Raw genomic sequence first — 17,895 nt, forward strand, 5'->3', positions numbered from 1 at the left:
AAAAAGCTGATAGAGAGCTCAGAATTTATTTATACGTTGGGCTGACTAAATCCCTAAAAGTATGGGCGTTATTAATGTCAAATTGCGCATTTTTAACATTGCTTATGTCGATACTGATTGTGTTCAACGTTTTTATGACTTGATTATCTAATCTATTTTGTGTGACAGAATTCAACACCATATTAGTAAAATCTGACGCTAAGTCAGATATTTCTGTACGACTACGGCTTAACTCAGTATTTTTTGGTAGCTCAAAATATGAGTAAAATGACTCAATACCATTTTGATATACTCTTTTATCAAAACTAAAATCTACTACTAAGCCGCTTGGTAAAGTAAAACCACCACGTAAGCTATCCAACTCTGCATCACCTACTTTCTCCCAATCGGCACCAACCTGTATTTGATCTAAGGCTTCTGCTGCAAAAACACTGTTTTCTAAAAAACTAGCCATTAGCACGCTACATATAGACAGCGCAGGGATAAAAACACTATGAGTATTCATCGAAATTCTCCCCTATAAAAATACTACCCCTAAAAATCATAATTACCTGGCTGTAATAGATTAAATGCACCCAAACTTGCACGACTAATGACTGTGTCCAAAGGAGCCTTAACACGAACGTTCCACTCACGGGAGTCTTGAAAATGCTCAGAAGCGATGCTGTTATCATCTCTTATTAAAAATAGTATTCGCTTCTCCCACATCTTTATAAAATCACTACGCGGTACTACTTTCACACCTACAGATGGGTCCCCTACCAACACTTCAGTATTACTAGCTCCTTTAATAATAACAAAATGGAGGTACCCATTATTATTTATTATTGTTATAGCAGGGACTTTAAGATTATCGAGGCTCATTCTGAATCCATCTGATCGATATCCACGTCTTTCTAAAAATCGTTTCATATCAAGCAATGAAAACCCTTGCTGCTGAATTTTTAACTTATCACCTCTTTTAAACATATCTAAAAATACATTTTGTTCACTAATATCATCTTCATAATGGAACGTAAGAAGGCTGGCTAGCGCTGCGGATCCACAGCTAAAATCATATTTCTGTTTATAAACGGTTGTGAATTTTCGTTCATTAAAACTCACGACGGGAATACTATAGTTCCCCCCTACTGAAAATCCATTCAACTCAATCGCTTGAGTTTTTAAATGAATAAAAAACAACAAAAATATAAATACTAATACTCTCATAAATAGTCCTTTCTTCATGGAGATATAGTTACATTAATAATGGTTGAGTCCTGGATAATGACATTATTTCCTGTATTTTGTATAATAGAAAAAACACCACTGGCTTCAGAAAATGAACCTTTATCAATGATATTGAAGCCAGTAAAATTATTGTTAGCTGTATTGTTTGATAGCTCAGCCTCAACATTTGAATTTACAATGCTTGTTATATCAATAATTCCACCACGACCACGAACTTTATCCAGCTCATCCAATAGTACTGCATCAGGATTAACTAAAAACTGATTTACTTCCTGCGGTAACGCTCTTGCTGATCCAACATAAAAATAAACTAATGGGATAATAAATAAGTAAAGTTTTCTGTTAAACGCTATCATCACATTCTCCTTTTTATTATATAGGTTGCCGGCAATGAGCCGACAACCTTTTTCAGGTGATGAATAAATCAACACATATTATTATAGCTATTGGTTTACATTCACATTTCCTTGGAAAGAAACCTGCTGTTGTGTCAAAGCGTTAGCCCCAGCATTTTGGACAGTTTGGTTGACACCTGCAGTTCCATTGAAGGTATTTGTCATATTGTTTTCACCGCCTCCTAAGCGACCTGCCCGAGATGGATAACCATACGTATTACCAGTAACCGTACCCATCAAGTCTGAGTTGTTTACACTGTAAGTCGTTGTTGCTGATCCTCCTCCATTTGCTGCAGAGGTACCAGTACCACTAGCGTTAGAATAACTATTATCACTATTATCACTATTATCTACTGTGGCTGTACTGTTATTGTTTGCTGCTGCAGCCCCCATAGCGGTTGCTGATGCGGCACTGTTGTCGCTGTTGTTACTATTATCCGACGTTGCTGTGCTGTTATTGTTTGCAGCGGCTGAACCGGCAGCACTGGCATTTGCCATACTGTGATCTGAACTATCAGAGTTATCAGAGGTTGCTGTACTGTTATTGTTTGCTGCTGCAGAACCAGGAGCACTGGCATTCGCCATACTGTGATCTGAACGATCAGAATTTGCTGTACTTCCATTGTTTGCTGCTGCATCGGCGGCTGTAGCAGAACTGTTATCAGAGTTATCCGAACTATTGCTGTTATCGGAGTTATTGCTGTTATCGGAATTATTGTTGGCTACATTATCGACAGCCACATCCACAGTTACATCATTATCGGCCGTGCTGTTGTTACTATTGTCTGAGTTATTAGTGTTATCGGTACTGTTATCAGAGTTGTTACTATTGTCATCATTATCAGCAGTACTATTATCAGAGTTATTAGTATTATCCATACTATTATCTGAGTTATTGCTGTTGTCATCGTTGTCAGCAGTTCTGTTATCGGAGTTATTGCTGTTATCGGAGCTGTTACTGTTGTCATCGTTGTCAGCGGTGCTGTTATCCGAGTTATTGGTGTTATCTGAATTATTGCTGTTATCGGAGTTGTTACTGTTGTCATCGTTGTCAGCAGTGCTGTTATCCGAGTTATTGGTGTTATCTGAATTATTGCTGTTATCGGAGTTGTTACTGTTGTCATCGTTGTCAGCAGTGCTGTTATCCGAATTATTGGTATTATCGGAGTTGTTACTGTTGTCATCGTTGTCAGCGGTACTGTTATCCGAGTTATTGGTATTATCCGTGTTGTCTGTACCTACAGCCGAGGAGTTCTCATTAGCGGTACCTGATCCATCTCCACTCGTCTCAGAACTGGCTGTAGCCGTTTGTGTTTGTGCCGAATCCGTCGCTGTATTGGTCGGGTTTGCCCACGCATTAGTGGTTGTTCCCAAAATAAGCGCAATACTAGCTGCTAGCAATTTAGTATTATTCATTTTAATGCTCCATTTAATTATTTTTATCTTCGTGACTTATTGATGAATTCCTGAATAAAAACCCGACCACCTCCATACAGCTAGGGTGATCTCCCACATCTTTAGAATCCATAAATTAATCTTAAAAATCCATAAAATAAAAATTAAAAAACCCTTAAAAAATCTCTTAATTTTTATATAAACAATTATTGCAACACTATGATTTATATGAAAATATTAATTAAAAAATATAAATCACTAACTTAATCTAGTACTTAAATTCCTAGAACATGATTTTTATCAAGAAAAAATAATAGAAATTATTTTTTTAACAACCATTAATAAAACCAAGATAAACTTCAATAAAAACAATATTTATAACGTTTCACTATATCAATACAAAAATTAAATATATCAAAAAACCACATGAGCAATATTGATATAACCATAGCCAACACGATAGAATAGAATTAAAAACAGTTACAGGATTTCAACATGGATAACAGTAAAAATCCTATATTGCTAATATCAGACGACAAGTTCATTCTTGGATTGTTAAAAGGATACGGGCTTGCAAATCAATTAGATATAAACACAAAATCCGCTTTAGAAAAAATAGATCAAAATGACAAAAAATATAACTATAAATTAATAATTTTCGACATAAGACACCTTGATAGAGCATTTACAAAAGAACAACTAAAAGCATTAAAAACAATTCACAATAATAAAAAAACACCTATTTGTGCTATTTCTCATGATACAAACAATAAAGACAGTCAAGATGAGTCATGGGTAGATCTTTATCTAGAAAACCCCATAATGGAAAAGCTGGATAGTTATTTACGAGAACACTTCAACTATAACTTTCATCCATTCCCTGATAGAAGAAATAATGACCGAAGACATAATAAAAGACGCTCTGAAGATAGCCATAAGTACCTCACAACAGACTCGCCGATTAATAATTCAGAAAACCACGACCTAACACAACATGTACATTTCGAAAACTATAAAGTCGGACCTTTCACCGTTAATATCAGCAGCCAATCTGTTTATTTTAAAGAGAAAAATCTAAAGTTAACCCGTAAAGAATTTAAACTATTTTCACTTCTTGCAGCCGATACTGAGCACGTATTTTCCTCTCAAGAAATAATCAACCATCTATGGAAAGAAAATGGCCGCGCAAACAAGTCTGATCTTTACCAATATATGCACTTGTTACGGAAAAAAATTGAAATCGACCCGTATAATCCACACTGGGTATTAACGCTAAAAGGAATTGGATATAAGTTAAACACCCAACCACTTTATGATGTTAATCAAAAAGAAGCAGAGTCAAAAGATATCAACATAAATCATATACTTCAGTAAAAAAGCCATGTTTTATTACATGGCTATATAATGAAATAATATGTGATTAATTTATAAAATTGACATTGGCACTCTCAAACTAAGTCTTACATCCTGTGCATCCTCAGTTGTTCCAATACCTAGCGATAAATTAATATTTTTTTCTGGTGAAAGTTTTAAAGAATAGCCAATGGACAACTGCCCAATATCCAATACACTTCCTTTTACACTCATGTCATCTATCTTTGATTCAAAAACATGTTTGTGTGAATAACCAAGGCTAAATGAGGAATGCTCATTTAACGAGAAACCTAACCCAAAGCTCATTCCCAACGTATCACCAGGATCCACTGTACCGATACTTTCATCAGTCTCAGCATTATAGCTATAGCTTAAATTACCAAAAAACACTCCCGGGTCTGTTGGATACAACGCCGTTAGGCTTGGTTGAATACTTATATATCCAGAACCGGTCGGTAACTCCGTTGGAAACTCTGCTCCCGCCGTTGATTGAACATATTCAACCTCAAAAGGGCTAGTACCAGTTGGCATAGTAACTAATAAGTTACCCACAAAAATTGGCCAACCATCATTACCGTTATTTAATTGATAGCGTGCAGCAAACTCCAAATCACCAATACCACCACCGCTGGCATCAAATATTTCGTCCTCACCAACACCAATACTTACAGGCCGTGATCTTTGACTATCTGACCGATAAACATAAGGTAATTTAAATTCGAGCTCTAACCGATCGGTCATACCGTAGCGCGCAGTTAAACTCGCAATTGTGCTATGGCGCTTAATCTCTCGTAAATCAATGAGCCCTACCGCTAATGCCGGTAAAAATGTGAATGCATCTAGGAAGACTCTATTGTTCGAGTTATATGAATACTCAATAGAAGGCTCTAGAATCAATTTTCCTTTTTTAGTTAACACTCCACCCACGGTATTACTCAGTCTAGGAATTTCTGGCGGAGTAGTATCCTTCACTCTTTTAGGGGGGCGTTGCCCGACAGGAGAAGACGGTAAATTTCTCTGTTGTGAAGCAATCTGATATTGGCGCTTAGCCGAAGGCTTTGGGGCCACTTTATTGGATATGGTATCGAGCCGAGACTTCAACTTATCTATCTCATTTCCTTGTCGTGCTATAATTTCTCTTTGCTTTTCAAACTCTCTTTGTTGCTCAGCCACTAATTGCTGATATTGCTTTAAAATAGCTTCGTTAGAAATACTAACTTCCGAAAACACATCTCCTGAATACAAGACCAATGTATAAAAAATCGCGCCGCATGGAAAAAACTGACGAGATACTTTTTTAATATCATTTTTATTAGATTTAATACCCTTCACAGTCGCCCTTCCTTAATTCATCAAACTTCGACAAACGATATTGAGCTATTCTCTGCTATATAACCCAACATAATAGAAATAATTCAAGTACTTATTTAATTCATATTTTACAACAGCAACTTCATAATAAAACCAGACATATAGATAGTAAAGCACTTAAAAAACTTATAGTTTTGAGTCTAACTTAAGATTTTTTTGATTGATATTTTATTTTATTTACTTTTCCACACCCTGAATAAATGTTTATTATTCTATAGCTTAGGACCCTCCTCCTCCTCCCTTTTGAATGCACCAAAGACAATCTTTAGATATGTATCAACATTCGCCCGAACTCCCCCTCCCCCGCGCCAGCGCTGATCAAAAAACATACAACCGATACCTATCCTTTCGTGACACATGCCCAACTTTCTTGTAATTTTTTTACAAAAACCGCCTTTTATTATCCTTAAGTGCATAGCCCAACCGTATAACAGCCATTACTCTTCCGGTATAATTCTGCTCGAAAAACATAGAAGAAAGGCTTGGACCAGTGAGGTAAACAGACCATAAGTCAGCTTACTTCAAGCCTGTTGCGATCCAGCTAAACTACTCGGGGATGAGAAATGACTACAACGAAACAAACAATTTATTACACCCTTACCGACGAAGCTCCATCACTGGCAACCTGTTCTTTATTACCTATTGTAAGAACATTCACAGCCGCTGCTGATATCGATGTTAAAATCAGTGACATTTCATTAGCAGGCCGTATTCTTTCTGCTTTCCCCGAAAAACTAACTGACGAGCAGCAAGTTGCAGATGGCCTAGCTTTTCTAGGTAAGCTTACTCAAGACCCTTCTGCTAACATCATTAAGCTTCCTAACATCAGTGCCTCTATTCCTCAGCTAAAAGCGTGTATTGCTGAACTTCAGACTCAGGGTTATGACATTCCTGATTACCCTGAAGTAGCGCATAGCGATGAAGAACAAGCCACTCAAGCCCGTTTTGGCAAGCTTCTAGGTAGTGCTGTAAACCCAGTACTACGTGAAGGTAACTCTGACCGTCGCGCACCTGCAGCTGTTAAAGCATTTGTTCGCAAATTCCCACACAGAATGGGTAAGTGGAGCAAAGCGTCACGCACTCACGCTGATTATATGCGCGGTGGCGACTTCTTCTCTAGCGAGCAATCTACAACCGTTGACAAAGAAACCGATGTCCGCATTGAGTTTGTTGCTAAAGATGGCAAGGTAACCGTTAAAAAAGAATTCCAGCTGGAACAAGGCGAAATTATTGATGGTATGTTCATGAGCTGTAAAGCGCTTCGTGAATTCTTTGAAGATAGCCTAAATGATGCAAAAGAAACCGGTGTTATGTGGTCTTTACATGTTAAAGCTACCATGATGAAAGTTTCACACCCTATCGTATTTGGCCATGCGGTTACTGTTTTCTACAAAGACCTTTTTGAAAAACACGCTGAGTTGTTTGCAAAGCTTGAAGTTAATCCAAACAACGGTTTGGGAAGCGTCTACGACAAAATTGCCAGCCTACCTCGCTCTAAGCGCGAAGAGATCGAAGAAGATATTCAGGCTTGTTACTCTACCCGCCCTGAAATGGCGATGGTTGATTCAGTAAAAGGTATCTCTAACCTACACGTACCTAGTGACGTAATCGTTGATGCTTCTATGCCTGCAATGATTCGTAGCTCTGGTCAGATGTGGGGGCCAGATGGTAAGCAAAAAGATACTAAAGCAGTTATGCCAGAAAGCACATACTCGCGTATCTACCAAGAAATGATTAACTTTTGCAAAACTAACGGTGCATTTGATCCAACAACAATGGGTACTGTGCCTAACGTTGGCTTAATGGCGAAGAAAGCAGAAGAATACGGTTCACATGATAAAACGTTCGAGCTAGCTGAAGACGGCATCATGCGTATTGTTGATACAGCAGGTAACGTGCTGACTCAACACGAAGTAGAAAAAGGCGATATCTGGCGCGCATGCCAAACCAAAGATGAGCCTGTTCGTGACTGGGTAAAACTTGCTGTAACACGTGCTCGTCAGTCCGACACTCCTGCCATTTTCTGGTTAGACCCTGAACGTGCCCATGACATGGAGCTGGCTAAAAAAGTACGTGCTTATCTACAAGACCACGATACAACAGGCCTAGATATCCGCATTGCGTCTTACGACGAAGCAATCCGCATTTCTATGGAACGCCAGATTCGTAGCCAAGACACTATCTCAGTAACAGGTAACGTACTACGTGATTACCTAACTGACCTATTCCCAATCATGGAGCTAGGGACATCAGCAAAAATGCTATCTATCGTACCAATGCTTAAAGGCGGTGGTATGTACGAAACAGGTGCTGGTGGTTCAGCTCCTAAGCACGTACAGCAGGTAGAAGAAGAAAACCACTTACGTTGGGATTCTCTCGGCGAGTTTATGGCGTTAGCAGTATCTCTAGAAGATATGGGCATTAAGAACGATAACCCACGTGCTACAACGCTATCTAAGACGCTTGACCAGGCAACTGGAAAACTTCTAGAAAACAACAAGTCTCCTTCACGCAAAACGGGTGAGCTAGATAACCGTGGTAGCCATTTCTACCTAGGTATGTACTGGGCTCAAGCCGTTGCTGAGCAAAATGACGATAAAGAACTGGCAACTTTATTTGCGCCATTAGCTAAAACACTGGCTGAGAATGAAGCAACTATCGTAGCTGAGCTTAGTGCTGTACAAGGTACACCAGCTGCCCTGGATGGCTACTACCACGCTAAACGCGACACGGTTAAACGTGTAATGCGTCCAAGCACAACATTAAATAGCGCCTTAGCTTCTGTTCATCAGTAAGCCGCTATTCGTTATTTCTCATTGAAATAACAACAGACAAGCCCACAAGAGCAACTTTTGTGGGCTTTTTTATTACTTCATAAAAACCCATCAATTAATTTATACTCAAGCCTCTATTTTGAACTCAACAGCGAATTATGTACTCGCCGCTAGGCACTAGAATATTTACGACACTCGTAATTCGCAGAGCACTCCCTGATTTTGCATTGAGACATTAGCCATCATGAGTCTAACAACCGAGCAACAAGCACTACTTAACACACTTCCTCTTATTGCCCAATTACAAGAGCAGCATGAGCTCCTTTGGCTAAACCCTGCATTAAAAGACTTTGGAGACGCTCAGGGCGGGCTTATATTAAATAGCACTGATATCAAAGATGCTGCTGAGCGCTTACAAAGGTTTGCAGCGTATATTGCCGACGTCTTTCCTGAGACAGCAGAAAGCCACGGGCTAATTGAATCTCCTTTACAAGCGATCCCCAATGCCCAACATGCACTCTCCAGCATTTCAGCTATGCCTCTACCGGGAAAACTCTGGATGAAGTGCGATAGCCACCTACCCGTTTCTGGCTCTATCAAAGCACGCGGTGGTATTTATGAGGTACTCAAACATGCCGAAACACTCGCGATTACCGCAGGACTCTTGAATAAGGAATCCGATTACCGCGTATTGAGTACACCTGAAATACGAGACTTTTTTGCACGACACAGTATCATTGTTGGATCGACTGGCAATCTAGGGTTAAGCATTGGCATTATGAGTGCAAAGCTAGGCTTTCAAGTGAGCGTGCATATGTCAGCGGATGCCCGCCAATGGAAAAAAGACTTATTACGCAGCAAAGGAGTCACCGTTGTAGAACACACGGATGATTACAGCAAAGCCGTTGAAGTAGGACGCGAACAAGCGATACAAACACCAGGCGCGCACTTTATTGATGACGAGAACTCTCAGGACCTATTTCTAGGCTATAGCGTAGCGGCTCTACGTTTACAAAAACAACTAGATGAACATAAAATTACTGTCGATGAAAACCACCCTCTATTTGTTTACCTTCCATGCGGGGTTGGCGGTGGCCCTGGCGGCGTCGCGTTTGGATTAAAGCAAGTTTTTGGAAATAATGTTCACTGCTTCTTTGCTGAACCTACGCAGTCTCCTTGCATGCTACTGGGCATGTACACAGGCTTACATGATGAGATTTGCGTGCAAGATATTGGCGTTGACAATAAAACCTGCGCTGACGGGCTCGCGGTTGGCCGCCCTTCTGCCTTTGTTGGCAAGTTCATTGAACCGCTATTAAGCGGAATCTACACCATCAATGATGACAACATGTATCGCCTGCTTAAATTGCTAAAAGATACCGAACAGCTATCCCTAGAACCCTCTGCACTTGCAAGCTTACCCGGCATAGTCAACCTACTATCAAACGGTAAGGCTTATTTAGCGCAGCACAATCTAGATAACAAAATGGAAAGCGCTACGCATATTAGCTGGGCAACCGGTGGCAGTATGGTGCCAAAAGAGGAACAAGACAGATATTACCAAACAGCTAAAAAGCTTACATGATCCTCTCATTATTTAGGTATTCGCCCATTTAATACGATCTTTTCGTCTATACTTAAACTCTGAAACCTACAGAGTAAGTCATTGTGATTGTTGATTTTTTTAACAACATGGCGAAAAGAATCGCGCTTTTTTCCGAGACAGCTCCTATCTCGAATGAGGCAAAAACACGCTTACAGCATTATGTGATTTTCCTAATGCTGGGTGTGCCTACGATGACCCTATTTAGCCTTTACAGTTTTTATAAAGGCAACACCACATTAGCACTAATAATCCTCCCATCAGCAATAGCACTATTAACAGGCATCTTTGTGGTACGCACCCTCAAAGATGGAACCTGGGTTTACCGAATAAACGCCATTGCTTATATGTCCCTACTCATTTATATGATAATGATTGGCGGAGATGGAGGCTCAAAAGCCTTATGGTCTTACACATGGCCATTAATTAGCTGCTTTTTATTCGGCTATATAGAGGGCAGCTTATGGTCGATACTACTACTTTTAATCACGCTGATAGCCTACAACTCTCCTATGTCACAGTTCGTCGAGCGTTATGATTACTCCCCCGATTTCCTACTTAGGTTCTTAATTACTTATAGTATTTGCGCAGCGCTTGCTAGCTGGTTCGAGTATTCCAGAGCCTATTACCGCCAAGAAAGTAATCAAAAAAATCTCATCTTAGACCTTGAGCATAGAAAACTTAAAAAAGAGATCGCAACACGTAAAGCGCTTCAAGAACAGCTTGTGATCACAGCCAAAACAGATAGCTTAACTGGCATACTGAACCGAGGTGCGTTCTGGGAAAATGCAGAACAAGAGTGGGATAAACACCAACATACTGCAAACACTATTAGCTTTGCCATTTTAGATATAGATCACTTCAAAAGAATCAACGATACCTTCGGCCACCCCGCCGGTGATGAGGTAATACGCCAAGTAGTGAATAGCGCTCTTAGCTGCATCCGCACAGTAGATATTATTGGCCGAATCGGTGGCGAAGAGTTTGCTATTATCATGCTGAAAACATCATCTGAAGACGCCTCTAAGATAGCAAACCGTATACGCTCAACCGTCAGCCAACAAGATATTCGCTACCAGCAAGACTCCATAAAGTGCACAGTAAGTTGCGGAGTATACTCAACAGATAATGACCAACTATCATTGGACAGTATTTATCAAAAAGCCGACCAACTACTTTATCTTGCAAAGAAAACCGGACGCAACCAAGTAGTTATAGAGAAAGAGAGCTGCTTGCTTACATAACGAAAGAAGGTATAACTTACTAGTTACTCCAAAGAGAACTCTTTTTCCAACCACGGAAATAACTCCCTCTCCTCAAAACGAATATGTGCTTTTAATAAATCAGAAAATTGCTGTAATTGGCTCACTTCATCTGAGTTCATACAAGCACGCATTGCCTGATGGTCTTCCAGCATTTTTTTAAACAGACAGTTATCCGCAGTCACGCCCAACTCATACAAAAAGTAACGCTCTTCTTCATCAAAGTGCGGCAACAGCGCGTTACTTAAAATAAGTCTAAACTCACTCCACTCCTGAAGCCGATTCTGCTCAGGCAAAGCAGCCAGCGCTTGTAGGCGCTTGCTAAACACCAATGCTTGATGATGGTCTCTGCTTAATGGCTGAAGAATCAAAGCACGTTTCATAAAACACCTTGTTACAAAAATGTATTTTAAACATACTTTAAAATACATTTTTAATCTAACACTTAAATACAGCCATCACACACTCTCTCTTAAAGCTTATTCGACACAAGCCCCTAACAACCCACTAAGTGAAGACAAACACCTTACAGCGACAAGCATAAATTCAATCTCTAAAATCAGAAAACTTCTTGCACTAATAGGGGCTTATGGTAGAATTCGCGCCTCATAACGGTCAGGTGTCCGAGTGGCCGAAGGAGCACGCCTGGAAAGTGTGTATACCGCAAGGTATCGAGGGTTCGAATCCCTCCCTGACCGCCATTAATTAGTTTTTAAATCGACTAGTTAAATGCCACTCACTTTATCTAAAATACTTTAAAACGAATAATCCCCATACATAGCATTTATTTACACTTTCTTCGTATAATGAATCTTTTGGCTTAATTTTCTTAGCTATGCAATCTTTTAAAATCTGCCTGTAGGCAAACACTGCAAAAATCAAAGCTCTCAGCCTTTCCTTACCACGACGATTAACGAATATTCCGGCTAATTTCCTTATTTAGAGCGGCACCTAAGCGATTAAAGTAATGCTGAAACGCTAAGTTAATTCGCTCACGCTGCTTCCCCACCGGGTACAGACCTTGCCGCGCTTCAGTTGTTGCTTTGGTTCCTGATACTAAAAAGTTGTTAGTAATAGCCGCATCTTGAATAAATGCTTCAAATGCACGGGCACAGAGCTCTTCAGGTTGACTGTAGTAGACTTGATTCATCGCCCTATCGATACGTGCCGATACTTGGAATAATTGACTGGGTGATTCACCATTCTCATCTAACATTATACTTCTGAAACAAGCATATAGGTCATCATTCAATGGATGAACTACGGGCGTTGCCTCTGATAGCCACGCTTTAGAAGCAAACATTCCTGAAGATGCATCGTCAAATGCGGTACTGCCTAGGTAGTGGTCAAACGCATGAAACCACTCATGTGCAACACTTCCAGGACCTGCATTTTTAGCTAATGAAAAGCATCGCATTGACGGCTGATAATGAGCGGCAACACCTGGGCGCCCGCCTATACCATATTGCAACGATAACGAACCGCGTAACGAGATCAAGGGCTCTGGGCATTGTAATATGCTCATGAGGTCAACAAGCGCATCATAAAATAATCCCGCAGCACGCTCCTGCTCCGGCTGAGTTACCCAGCGCCCAATGCGGATAGACGCAAAATCAAACCGTCGCCTAACTTCAACAAAGCTCACTTGCTGCCCTTGCCGAACATCAGGACCATGTCGATAAAACTCACGGGGTAATGTCATACTTAATTAAACGCCATACAGTTTATTCTTAGCTCTTAAAACTACAGTTTCTAGCATACATTTAATCAGGTAGGGCGAGGCATTTATTACAAATAACTCACACCTAACTGCCTGAAATAGATAGAACATCATACTTGCCCGATAACCTCTAAACAGTATATGTGTCACCAAGGTCATTAATTCAAAAAACAGGGAACCCTTATTGGCTGCATCGCTCCAATCTATAACGCCAACTGTAGACAATACGATTAAACATGATGACTAAAAAAGCGCTCGCTTTCACCTCTACTCTGTTACTCGCATATTTGATAAGTAACATCACTATCGCCTCAGAAAGCAAAAGAGCAATACAAAGTTTAAATACCGAGTATTCCAACACTGTACAACAGCAGTTAGCAAGTGCATTAGAGGCAAAAGACAATAATTACCAACCACGCACTGAACACAAAACCCCAGATGGCACCCCTGTGTTTACTAACCGCCTAATGCTTGAGTCCTCTCCCTACCTTTTGCAACATGCGCATAACCCGGTCAATTGGTTTAGCTGGTCTGAGGAGGCGTTATTAAAGGCCCGCATAGAGAACAAACCGGTCTTTCTCTCCATTGGTTATTCTACCTGTCACTGGTGCCACGTTATGGAAAAAGAGAGTTTTGAGGATTTAGAAATTGCTGCATTTTTAAATAAACACTTTATAAGTATTAAGGTTGACCGAGAACAGCACCCTGATGTAGATAGCACTTATATGACAGCAGCAGCACTACTAAGCGGGCATACCGGCTGGCCATTAACCGGCTTTATCACCTCACAAGGCGCTCCCTTTTATGCTGCAAGCTACCTTCCTCCAGAACAGTTTTTAAGCTTTCTGCATCAAGTAAATGACGTCTGGATAAATAACCCCAAGGCTGTTGAAGAAGAAAGCCGTTATGCACTTGCCCAGATACAAAGAATTAAAGCAGCTAAAAACACATCCACCACTATTCAAGGAAACAGCGTAGCAAGTAACGCAGCCGAGCAATGGTTAGCGCAATATGATGAGTTTTCGGGTGGCTTTAGTACTGCACCTAAGTTCCCCAACGAGCCGGTATTATTTCTTCTGCTGGATCAAGCACTCAGGCAGCAAGATGACACCATGTTAAACGCAGTATTACATTCACTTGATAGCATGCAGCAAGGCGGCATATACGACCAAGTAGGCGGAGGCTTTCACCGCTACGCGACCGATCCTGAGTGGCTACTCCCTCATTTTGAAAAAATGCTCTATAGCCAGGCACAATTAGCCAGAGTTTATCTTTATGCATGGCAAGTAACAGGTAACCCACTTTACAAAAGAACGACAGAACAAACATTAGATTACGTCCTAAGAGAGCTTCGCCACACAAGCGGCCCTTTTTACTCTGCAACCGATGCAGATAGTGACGGAGGAGAAGGACGTTACTTTCTTTGGAATACTGAACAGCTGCGTGAAGCTTTGCCCGATAAAGAGCAGTTTGATCTTGCCTTTGAACTTTTTGGTTTGAATGAAGGCAGTAACTTTGATGGGAGCAATATTCTTTACCTACCTCAATCACTTCCGGACTTTACTATTAATAAGCAGCTGAATGCCTTTGTATTTTTTGAGCAGCTAGAGCACGTTCAGAAACAGCTCCTTAAGCAGCGAACGAAACGCACAGCTCCTCATCTGGATGATAAAATCATTACTGCATGGAATGGCATGCTCATACGCTCATTAGCAGAAGCTGGGGATGCACTAAAAAAACCTGAATACATCCAAGCGGCCAACACAGCCGCCAATTGGTTGTGGGATCACCATATGAGCAAGGGAACACTACTTCGCAGCTCAAGAGAAGGAAACTCTGGGCCAGAAGGCACACTAGAAGATTATGCACACCTTGCCCACGCTTACCTGACACTCTATAACATAAGTAATAACCCACTATGGTTACAGCGAAGCAAGCAGCTAACGAATGAATTACTCAACAGGTTTTGGAGCGAAGAAGAAGCACAACTTTACCTGTCACCCAAAAGCTCTCTTTTACCTTTTCGAATTAAAAGCTCACAAGATAATGCGACTATATCCGCAACCGCCATCACTTATGAGTTATTAACACAGCTTAGCAAAAGGGACTCTCTGCCTCTTTACCAAGCTATATCTGAGCAGGTATTTGCTTCTGAAGCGGCAGCTATCCAGCAGAGTCCTATGCAGTACAGCTATCTATTAACCATGCACAACCAAGCCACACAAGGAAACCTTAAACACAGGCAATTTGCGGCTCAAGGTGCCTTAAAAGCAGAACTACAACACAATAGCAAAGGACTACAGCTAGTGGTAGACCTAGCTCCTGGGTGGCATATCAACGCCCATAGCATTGAGGATAAGCGATTAATTCCCACCTCACTTAGTGCAGACTGGGTAGCAAAAGCACACTACCCAGAAAGCTCGCCTTTAGCGGTAGCATTTATGCCGCAGCCGATCAGTGTTTATAGTCGAAGGTTACAGTTTAATATTCAATCAGTGAGCGAATCACGCAAGCTTAAAGCACCTTTGCATTTTCGTTTTCAAGCGTGCAGTAGTCGCCAATGCCTAGCACCAGAATCGCTCTACTTTACACCTATGCATTAAGGCCCGTAAATAGAAAACGCCAAGCAGTAAGTCCAAAAAGAAAACAAAAAAAAGCCACTCAAAGAGTGGCCAAATAAACCTGAAAGATATTTCTAGATAATACTAATCAGCCTGGCGGCGTAAGAAAGCCGGAATATCCAGGAAGTCCATATCATCTGTACCTGTTTTCTTCATAGGCGCATGCATCATTTCGTTTTCTTGCTCTGATGCAGGAGCACCCGCACGCTGGCGATTACGTAACACTGTCGGCAACTCAAGCTGATTAAAATCAGCAGCAGAGGACACCACACGCGTTGTTGTACCGCCATTAACTACCTTTAGCTCTTCAGTCTGCACTTGCCCCAAACCCGTTGCGACAACCGTCACTCGTAGTTCGTCAGTTAATTCAGGATCAATGACTGTTCCCACAACAATTGTTGCGTTATCAGAAGCATATTCTTCAACAATATTACCTACTTCAGAGAACTCACCCAGACTCAAATCCAAGCCTGCTGTAATGTTTACCAAAATACCACGAGCACCTTTAAGGTCCACATCTTCTAGCAATGGGCTATTAATCGCCGCTTCAGTCGCAACGGTTGCACGGTCATCGCCTTTAGCAGCACCCGTTCCCATCATTGCCATGCCCATTTCAGACATTACTGTACGCACATCTGCAAAATCGACGTTAATCATACCTGGGCGAGTAATCAGGTCAGCGATTCCCTGCACAGCGCCACGAAGTACATCATTGGCTGTGTTAAACGCATTGATCAAGCTACAGTTGCGTCCAAGTACTTGCATTAGCTTTTCATTTGGAATGATGATTAATGAATCAACATTCTCTTTTAATTGTTTAATACCTTCATCAGCGATTTTCATTCGCTTACGGCCTTCAAACGGGAACGGCTTAGTGACAACAGCCACCGTTAGAATACCTAAATCTTTTGCTACTTCAGCAACAATAGGTGCAGCACCTGTTCCTGTACCACCGCCCATGCCTGCTGTGATAAAGACCATATCGGCACCAGAGATCATCTCAGCAATGCGTTCACGGTCCTCAATAGCCGCCTGGCGCCCTACTTCAGGGTCTGCTCCTGCGCCTAAACCTTTCGTTAACTCACCACCAATTTGAATAACTGCACGTGACAGCATATTCTGCAAAGCTTGTGAGTCTGTATTTGCACAAATGAACTCAACACCTTCAACATCTGTGCTTACCATATGCTGGACAGCATTTCCGCCGCCGCCACCTACGCCAATCACCTTAATGACAGCGTTTTGCGGTAGGTTATCAACCAGTTCAAACATGATCCAACTCCTTCAGGTTAACGCTTCATGACAGCCAAAGTGCAACTAGTCAGCGCTTTTTATATTCTTTAATTCGTTAATTATCTCTGCTTTGTTATTTTTTATAAAAGAACAGCAGAGGCTAAAAATTTCCTTTCAACCAGTCTTTAGCCCGTATCAGCAAACTGGGGCCTTGTTTCTCTGATTGTATAATCTCTTGTGTATTGTCTCGTTTTTCACCTGCTAGCCTTTCAGTCTTAGAAGGCATGCGTGCCGATGATGCACTTCCTACCTGGCCACCTTGGCTTGCGTAGTGCAACAGGCCAATGCCGGTCGCAAAAATAGGGTTTTGTAAAATATCATCCATGCCACGTACACCGTGTGGCATCGCCAAACGTACCGGCATATGGAAAATCTCTTCAGCAAGTTCAACAACGCCTTCCATTTTTGCTGTGCCGCCCGTCAAAACAATGCCCGCGGCCACGAGATCTTCAAAACCACTGCGGCGCAGTTCGGCCTGTACCAGCGAGATCAACTCGTCATAACGTGGCTCAACCACTTCCGCCAATGCTTGGCGTGATAGGTCACGAGGAGGACGATCACCGACACTCGGCACTTTAATGGTTTCATCTATGCTGGCTAATTGCGCTAAGGCACAGGCATATTTCATCTTCAGCTGCTCGGCATGCTGAGTCGGTGTGCGCAACGCCATTGCAATGTCATTGGTGACCTGATCACCCGCAATAGGGATCACACCGGTGTGGCGAATAGAGCCGCCGGTAAAAATAGCAATATCTGTGGTACCGCCACCGATATCCACCATGCAGACACCAAGGTCTTTTTCATCTTCGGTCAATACGGCATAACTAGAGGCCAATTGCTCTAGCACAACGCCGTCG

General features: G+C 41.4%; 14 protein-coding genes and 1 tRNA gene. 6 read left to right on the forward strand and 9 right to left on the reverse strand.

The window, feature by feature from the left end; translation table 11 throughout:
- Positions 1-25: 25 nt before the first annotated feature.
- The 4 genes from G511_RS0116745 to G511_RS0116760 form a co-directional block, all read right to left on the reverse strand.
- Positions 26-505, reverse strand: a complete 480-nt coding sequence (locus tag G511_RS0116745) for a hypothetical protein (protein ID WP_028470664.1) — start codon at positions 503-505, stop codon at positions 26-28.
- Positions 506-534: 29 nt separating this feature from the next.
- Positions 535-1,209 carry a C39 family peptidase gene (locus G511_RS0116750; RefSeq protein ID WP_028470665.1) on the reverse strand — a complete coding sequence of 225 codons (675 nt, stop codon included), beginning with the start codon at positions 1,207-1,209 and terminating at the stop codon, positions 535-537.
- A 14-nt stretch (positions 1,210-1,223) separates the two neighbouring features.
- Positions 1,224-1,586 (reverse strand): hypothetical protein, encoded by a 363-nt coding sequence (locus G511_RS0116755; protein ID WP_036552301.1) that lies wholly within the window; start codon positions 1,584-1,586, stop codon positions 1,224-1,226.
- Positions 1,587-1,673: 87 nt separating this feature from the next.
- The gene (locus tag G511_RS0116760) at positions 1,674-3,041 is read right to left on the reverse strand and encodes a hypothetical protein (RefSeq protein ID WP_211224928.1); all 1,368 of its coding nucleotides are present in this window, start codon (positions 3,039-3,041) and stop codon (positions 1,674-1,676) included.
- A gap of 474 nt (positions 3,042-3,515) precedes the next feature.
- Here G511_RS0116760 and G511_RS23990 point away from each other — a divergent pair, with 474 nt between their 5' ends.
- The gene (locus G511_RS23990) at positions 3,516-4,394 is read left to right on the forward strand and encodes a winged helix-turn-helix domain-containing protein (protein ID WP_028470668.1); all 879 of its coding nucleotides are present in this window, start codon (positions 3,516-3,518) and stop codon (positions 4,392-4,394) included.
- Between the two features lie 51 nt (positions 4,395-4,445).
- On the opposite strand, the gene G511_RS23215 is transcribed toward G511_RS23990, so the two are convergent.
- The gene (locus G511_RS23215) at positions 4,446-5,726 is read right to left on the reverse strand and encodes a transporter (protein ID WP_211224929.1); all 1,281 of its coding nucleotides are present in this window, start codon (positions 5,724-5,726) and stop codon (positions 4,446-4,448) included.
- A gap of 602 nt (positions 5,727-6,328) precedes the next feature.
- Here G511_RS23215 and G511_RS0116780 point away from each other — a divergent pair.
- The 3 genes from G511_RS0116780 (at position 6,329) to G511_RS23995 (ending at position 11,386) form a co-directional block, all read left to right on the forward strand.
- A complete protein-coding gene (locus tag G511_RS0116780; RefSeq protein WP_028470670.1) occupies positions 6,329-8,560 on the forward strand; it encodes an NADP-dependent isocitrate dehydrogenase in 2,232 nt (743 codons plus the stop codon).
- Positions 8,561-8,783: 223 nt separating this feature from the next.
- Positions 8,784-10,124 carry a D-serine ammonia-lyase gene (locus G511_RS0116785; RefSeq protein WP_028470671.1) on the forward strand — a complete coding sequence of 447 codons (1,341 nt, stop codon included), beginning with the start codon at positions 8,784-8,786 and terminating at the stop codon, positions 10,122-10,124.
- Between the two features lie 83 nt (positions 10,125-10,207).
- On the forward strand, positions 10,208-11,386 hold the full coding sequence (locus tag G511_RS23995) for a GGDEF domain-containing protein (RefSeq protein ID WP_051222186.1): 1,179 nt from the start codon (positions 10,208-10,210) through the stop codon (positions 11,384-11,386).
- 23 nt (positions 11,387-11,409) lie between these two features.
- Here the strand turns inward: G511_RS23995 and G511_RS0116795 are convergent, their stop codons facing one another.
- Positions 11,410-11,787, reverse strand: coding sequence for a hemerythrin domain-containing protein (locus G511_RS0116795; protein ID WP_028470672.1), 378 nt, complete (start codon positions 11,785-11,787; stop codon positions 11,410-11,412).
- A 230-nt stretch (positions 11,788-12,017) separates the two neighbouring features.
- Between G511_RS0116795 and G511_RS0116800 the strand changes: the two genes are divergently transcribed.
- Positions 12,018-12,105: transfer RNA gene (locus G511_RS0116800), tRNA-Ser, on the forward strand.
- Between the two features lie 209 nt (positions 12,106-12,314).
- Here G511_RS0116800 and G511_RS0116805 read toward each other — a convergent pair.
- A complete protein-coding gene (locus G511_RS0116805) occupies positions 12,315-13,106 on the reverse strand; it encodes a CLCA_X family protein (protein ID WP_028470673.1) in 792 nt (263 codons plus the stop codon).
- Between the two features lie 254 nt (positions 13,107-13,360).
- On the opposite strand from G511_RS0116805, the gene G511_RS24000 reads away from it, so the two are divergent.
- Positions 13,361-15,727 (forward strand): thioredoxin domain-containing protein, encoded by a 2,367-nt coding sequence (locus G511_RS24000; protein ID WP_028470674.1) that lies wholly within the window; start codon positions 13,361-13,363, stop codon positions 15,725-15,727.
- A 102-nt stretch (positions 15,728-15,829) separates the two neighbouring features.
- Here G511_RS24000 and ftsZ read toward each other — a convergent pair whose 3' ends face one another.
- Both ftsZ and ftsA read right to left on the reverse strand, forming a co-directional pair.
- Positions 15,830-17,017, reverse strand: coding sequence for a cell division protein FtsZ (gene ftsZ, locus G511_RS0116815; protein ID WP_028470675.1), 1,188 nt, complete (start codon positions 17,015-17,017; stop codon positions 15,830-15,832).
- A 121-nt stretch (positions 17,018-17,138) separates the two neighbouring features.
- Positions 17,139-17,895, reverse strand: a 757-nt coding sequence (gene ftsA / locus G511_RS23230) for a cell division protein FtsA (RefSeq protein ID WP_036552316.1), incomplete at its 5' end; no start/stop codon positions are given.

Source organism: Neptunomonas japonica DSM 18939, assembly GCF_000422765.1.
Lineage (GTDB): Bacteria > Pseudomonadota > Gammaproteobacteria > Pseudomonadales > Balneatricaceae > Neptunomonas > Neptunomonas japonica.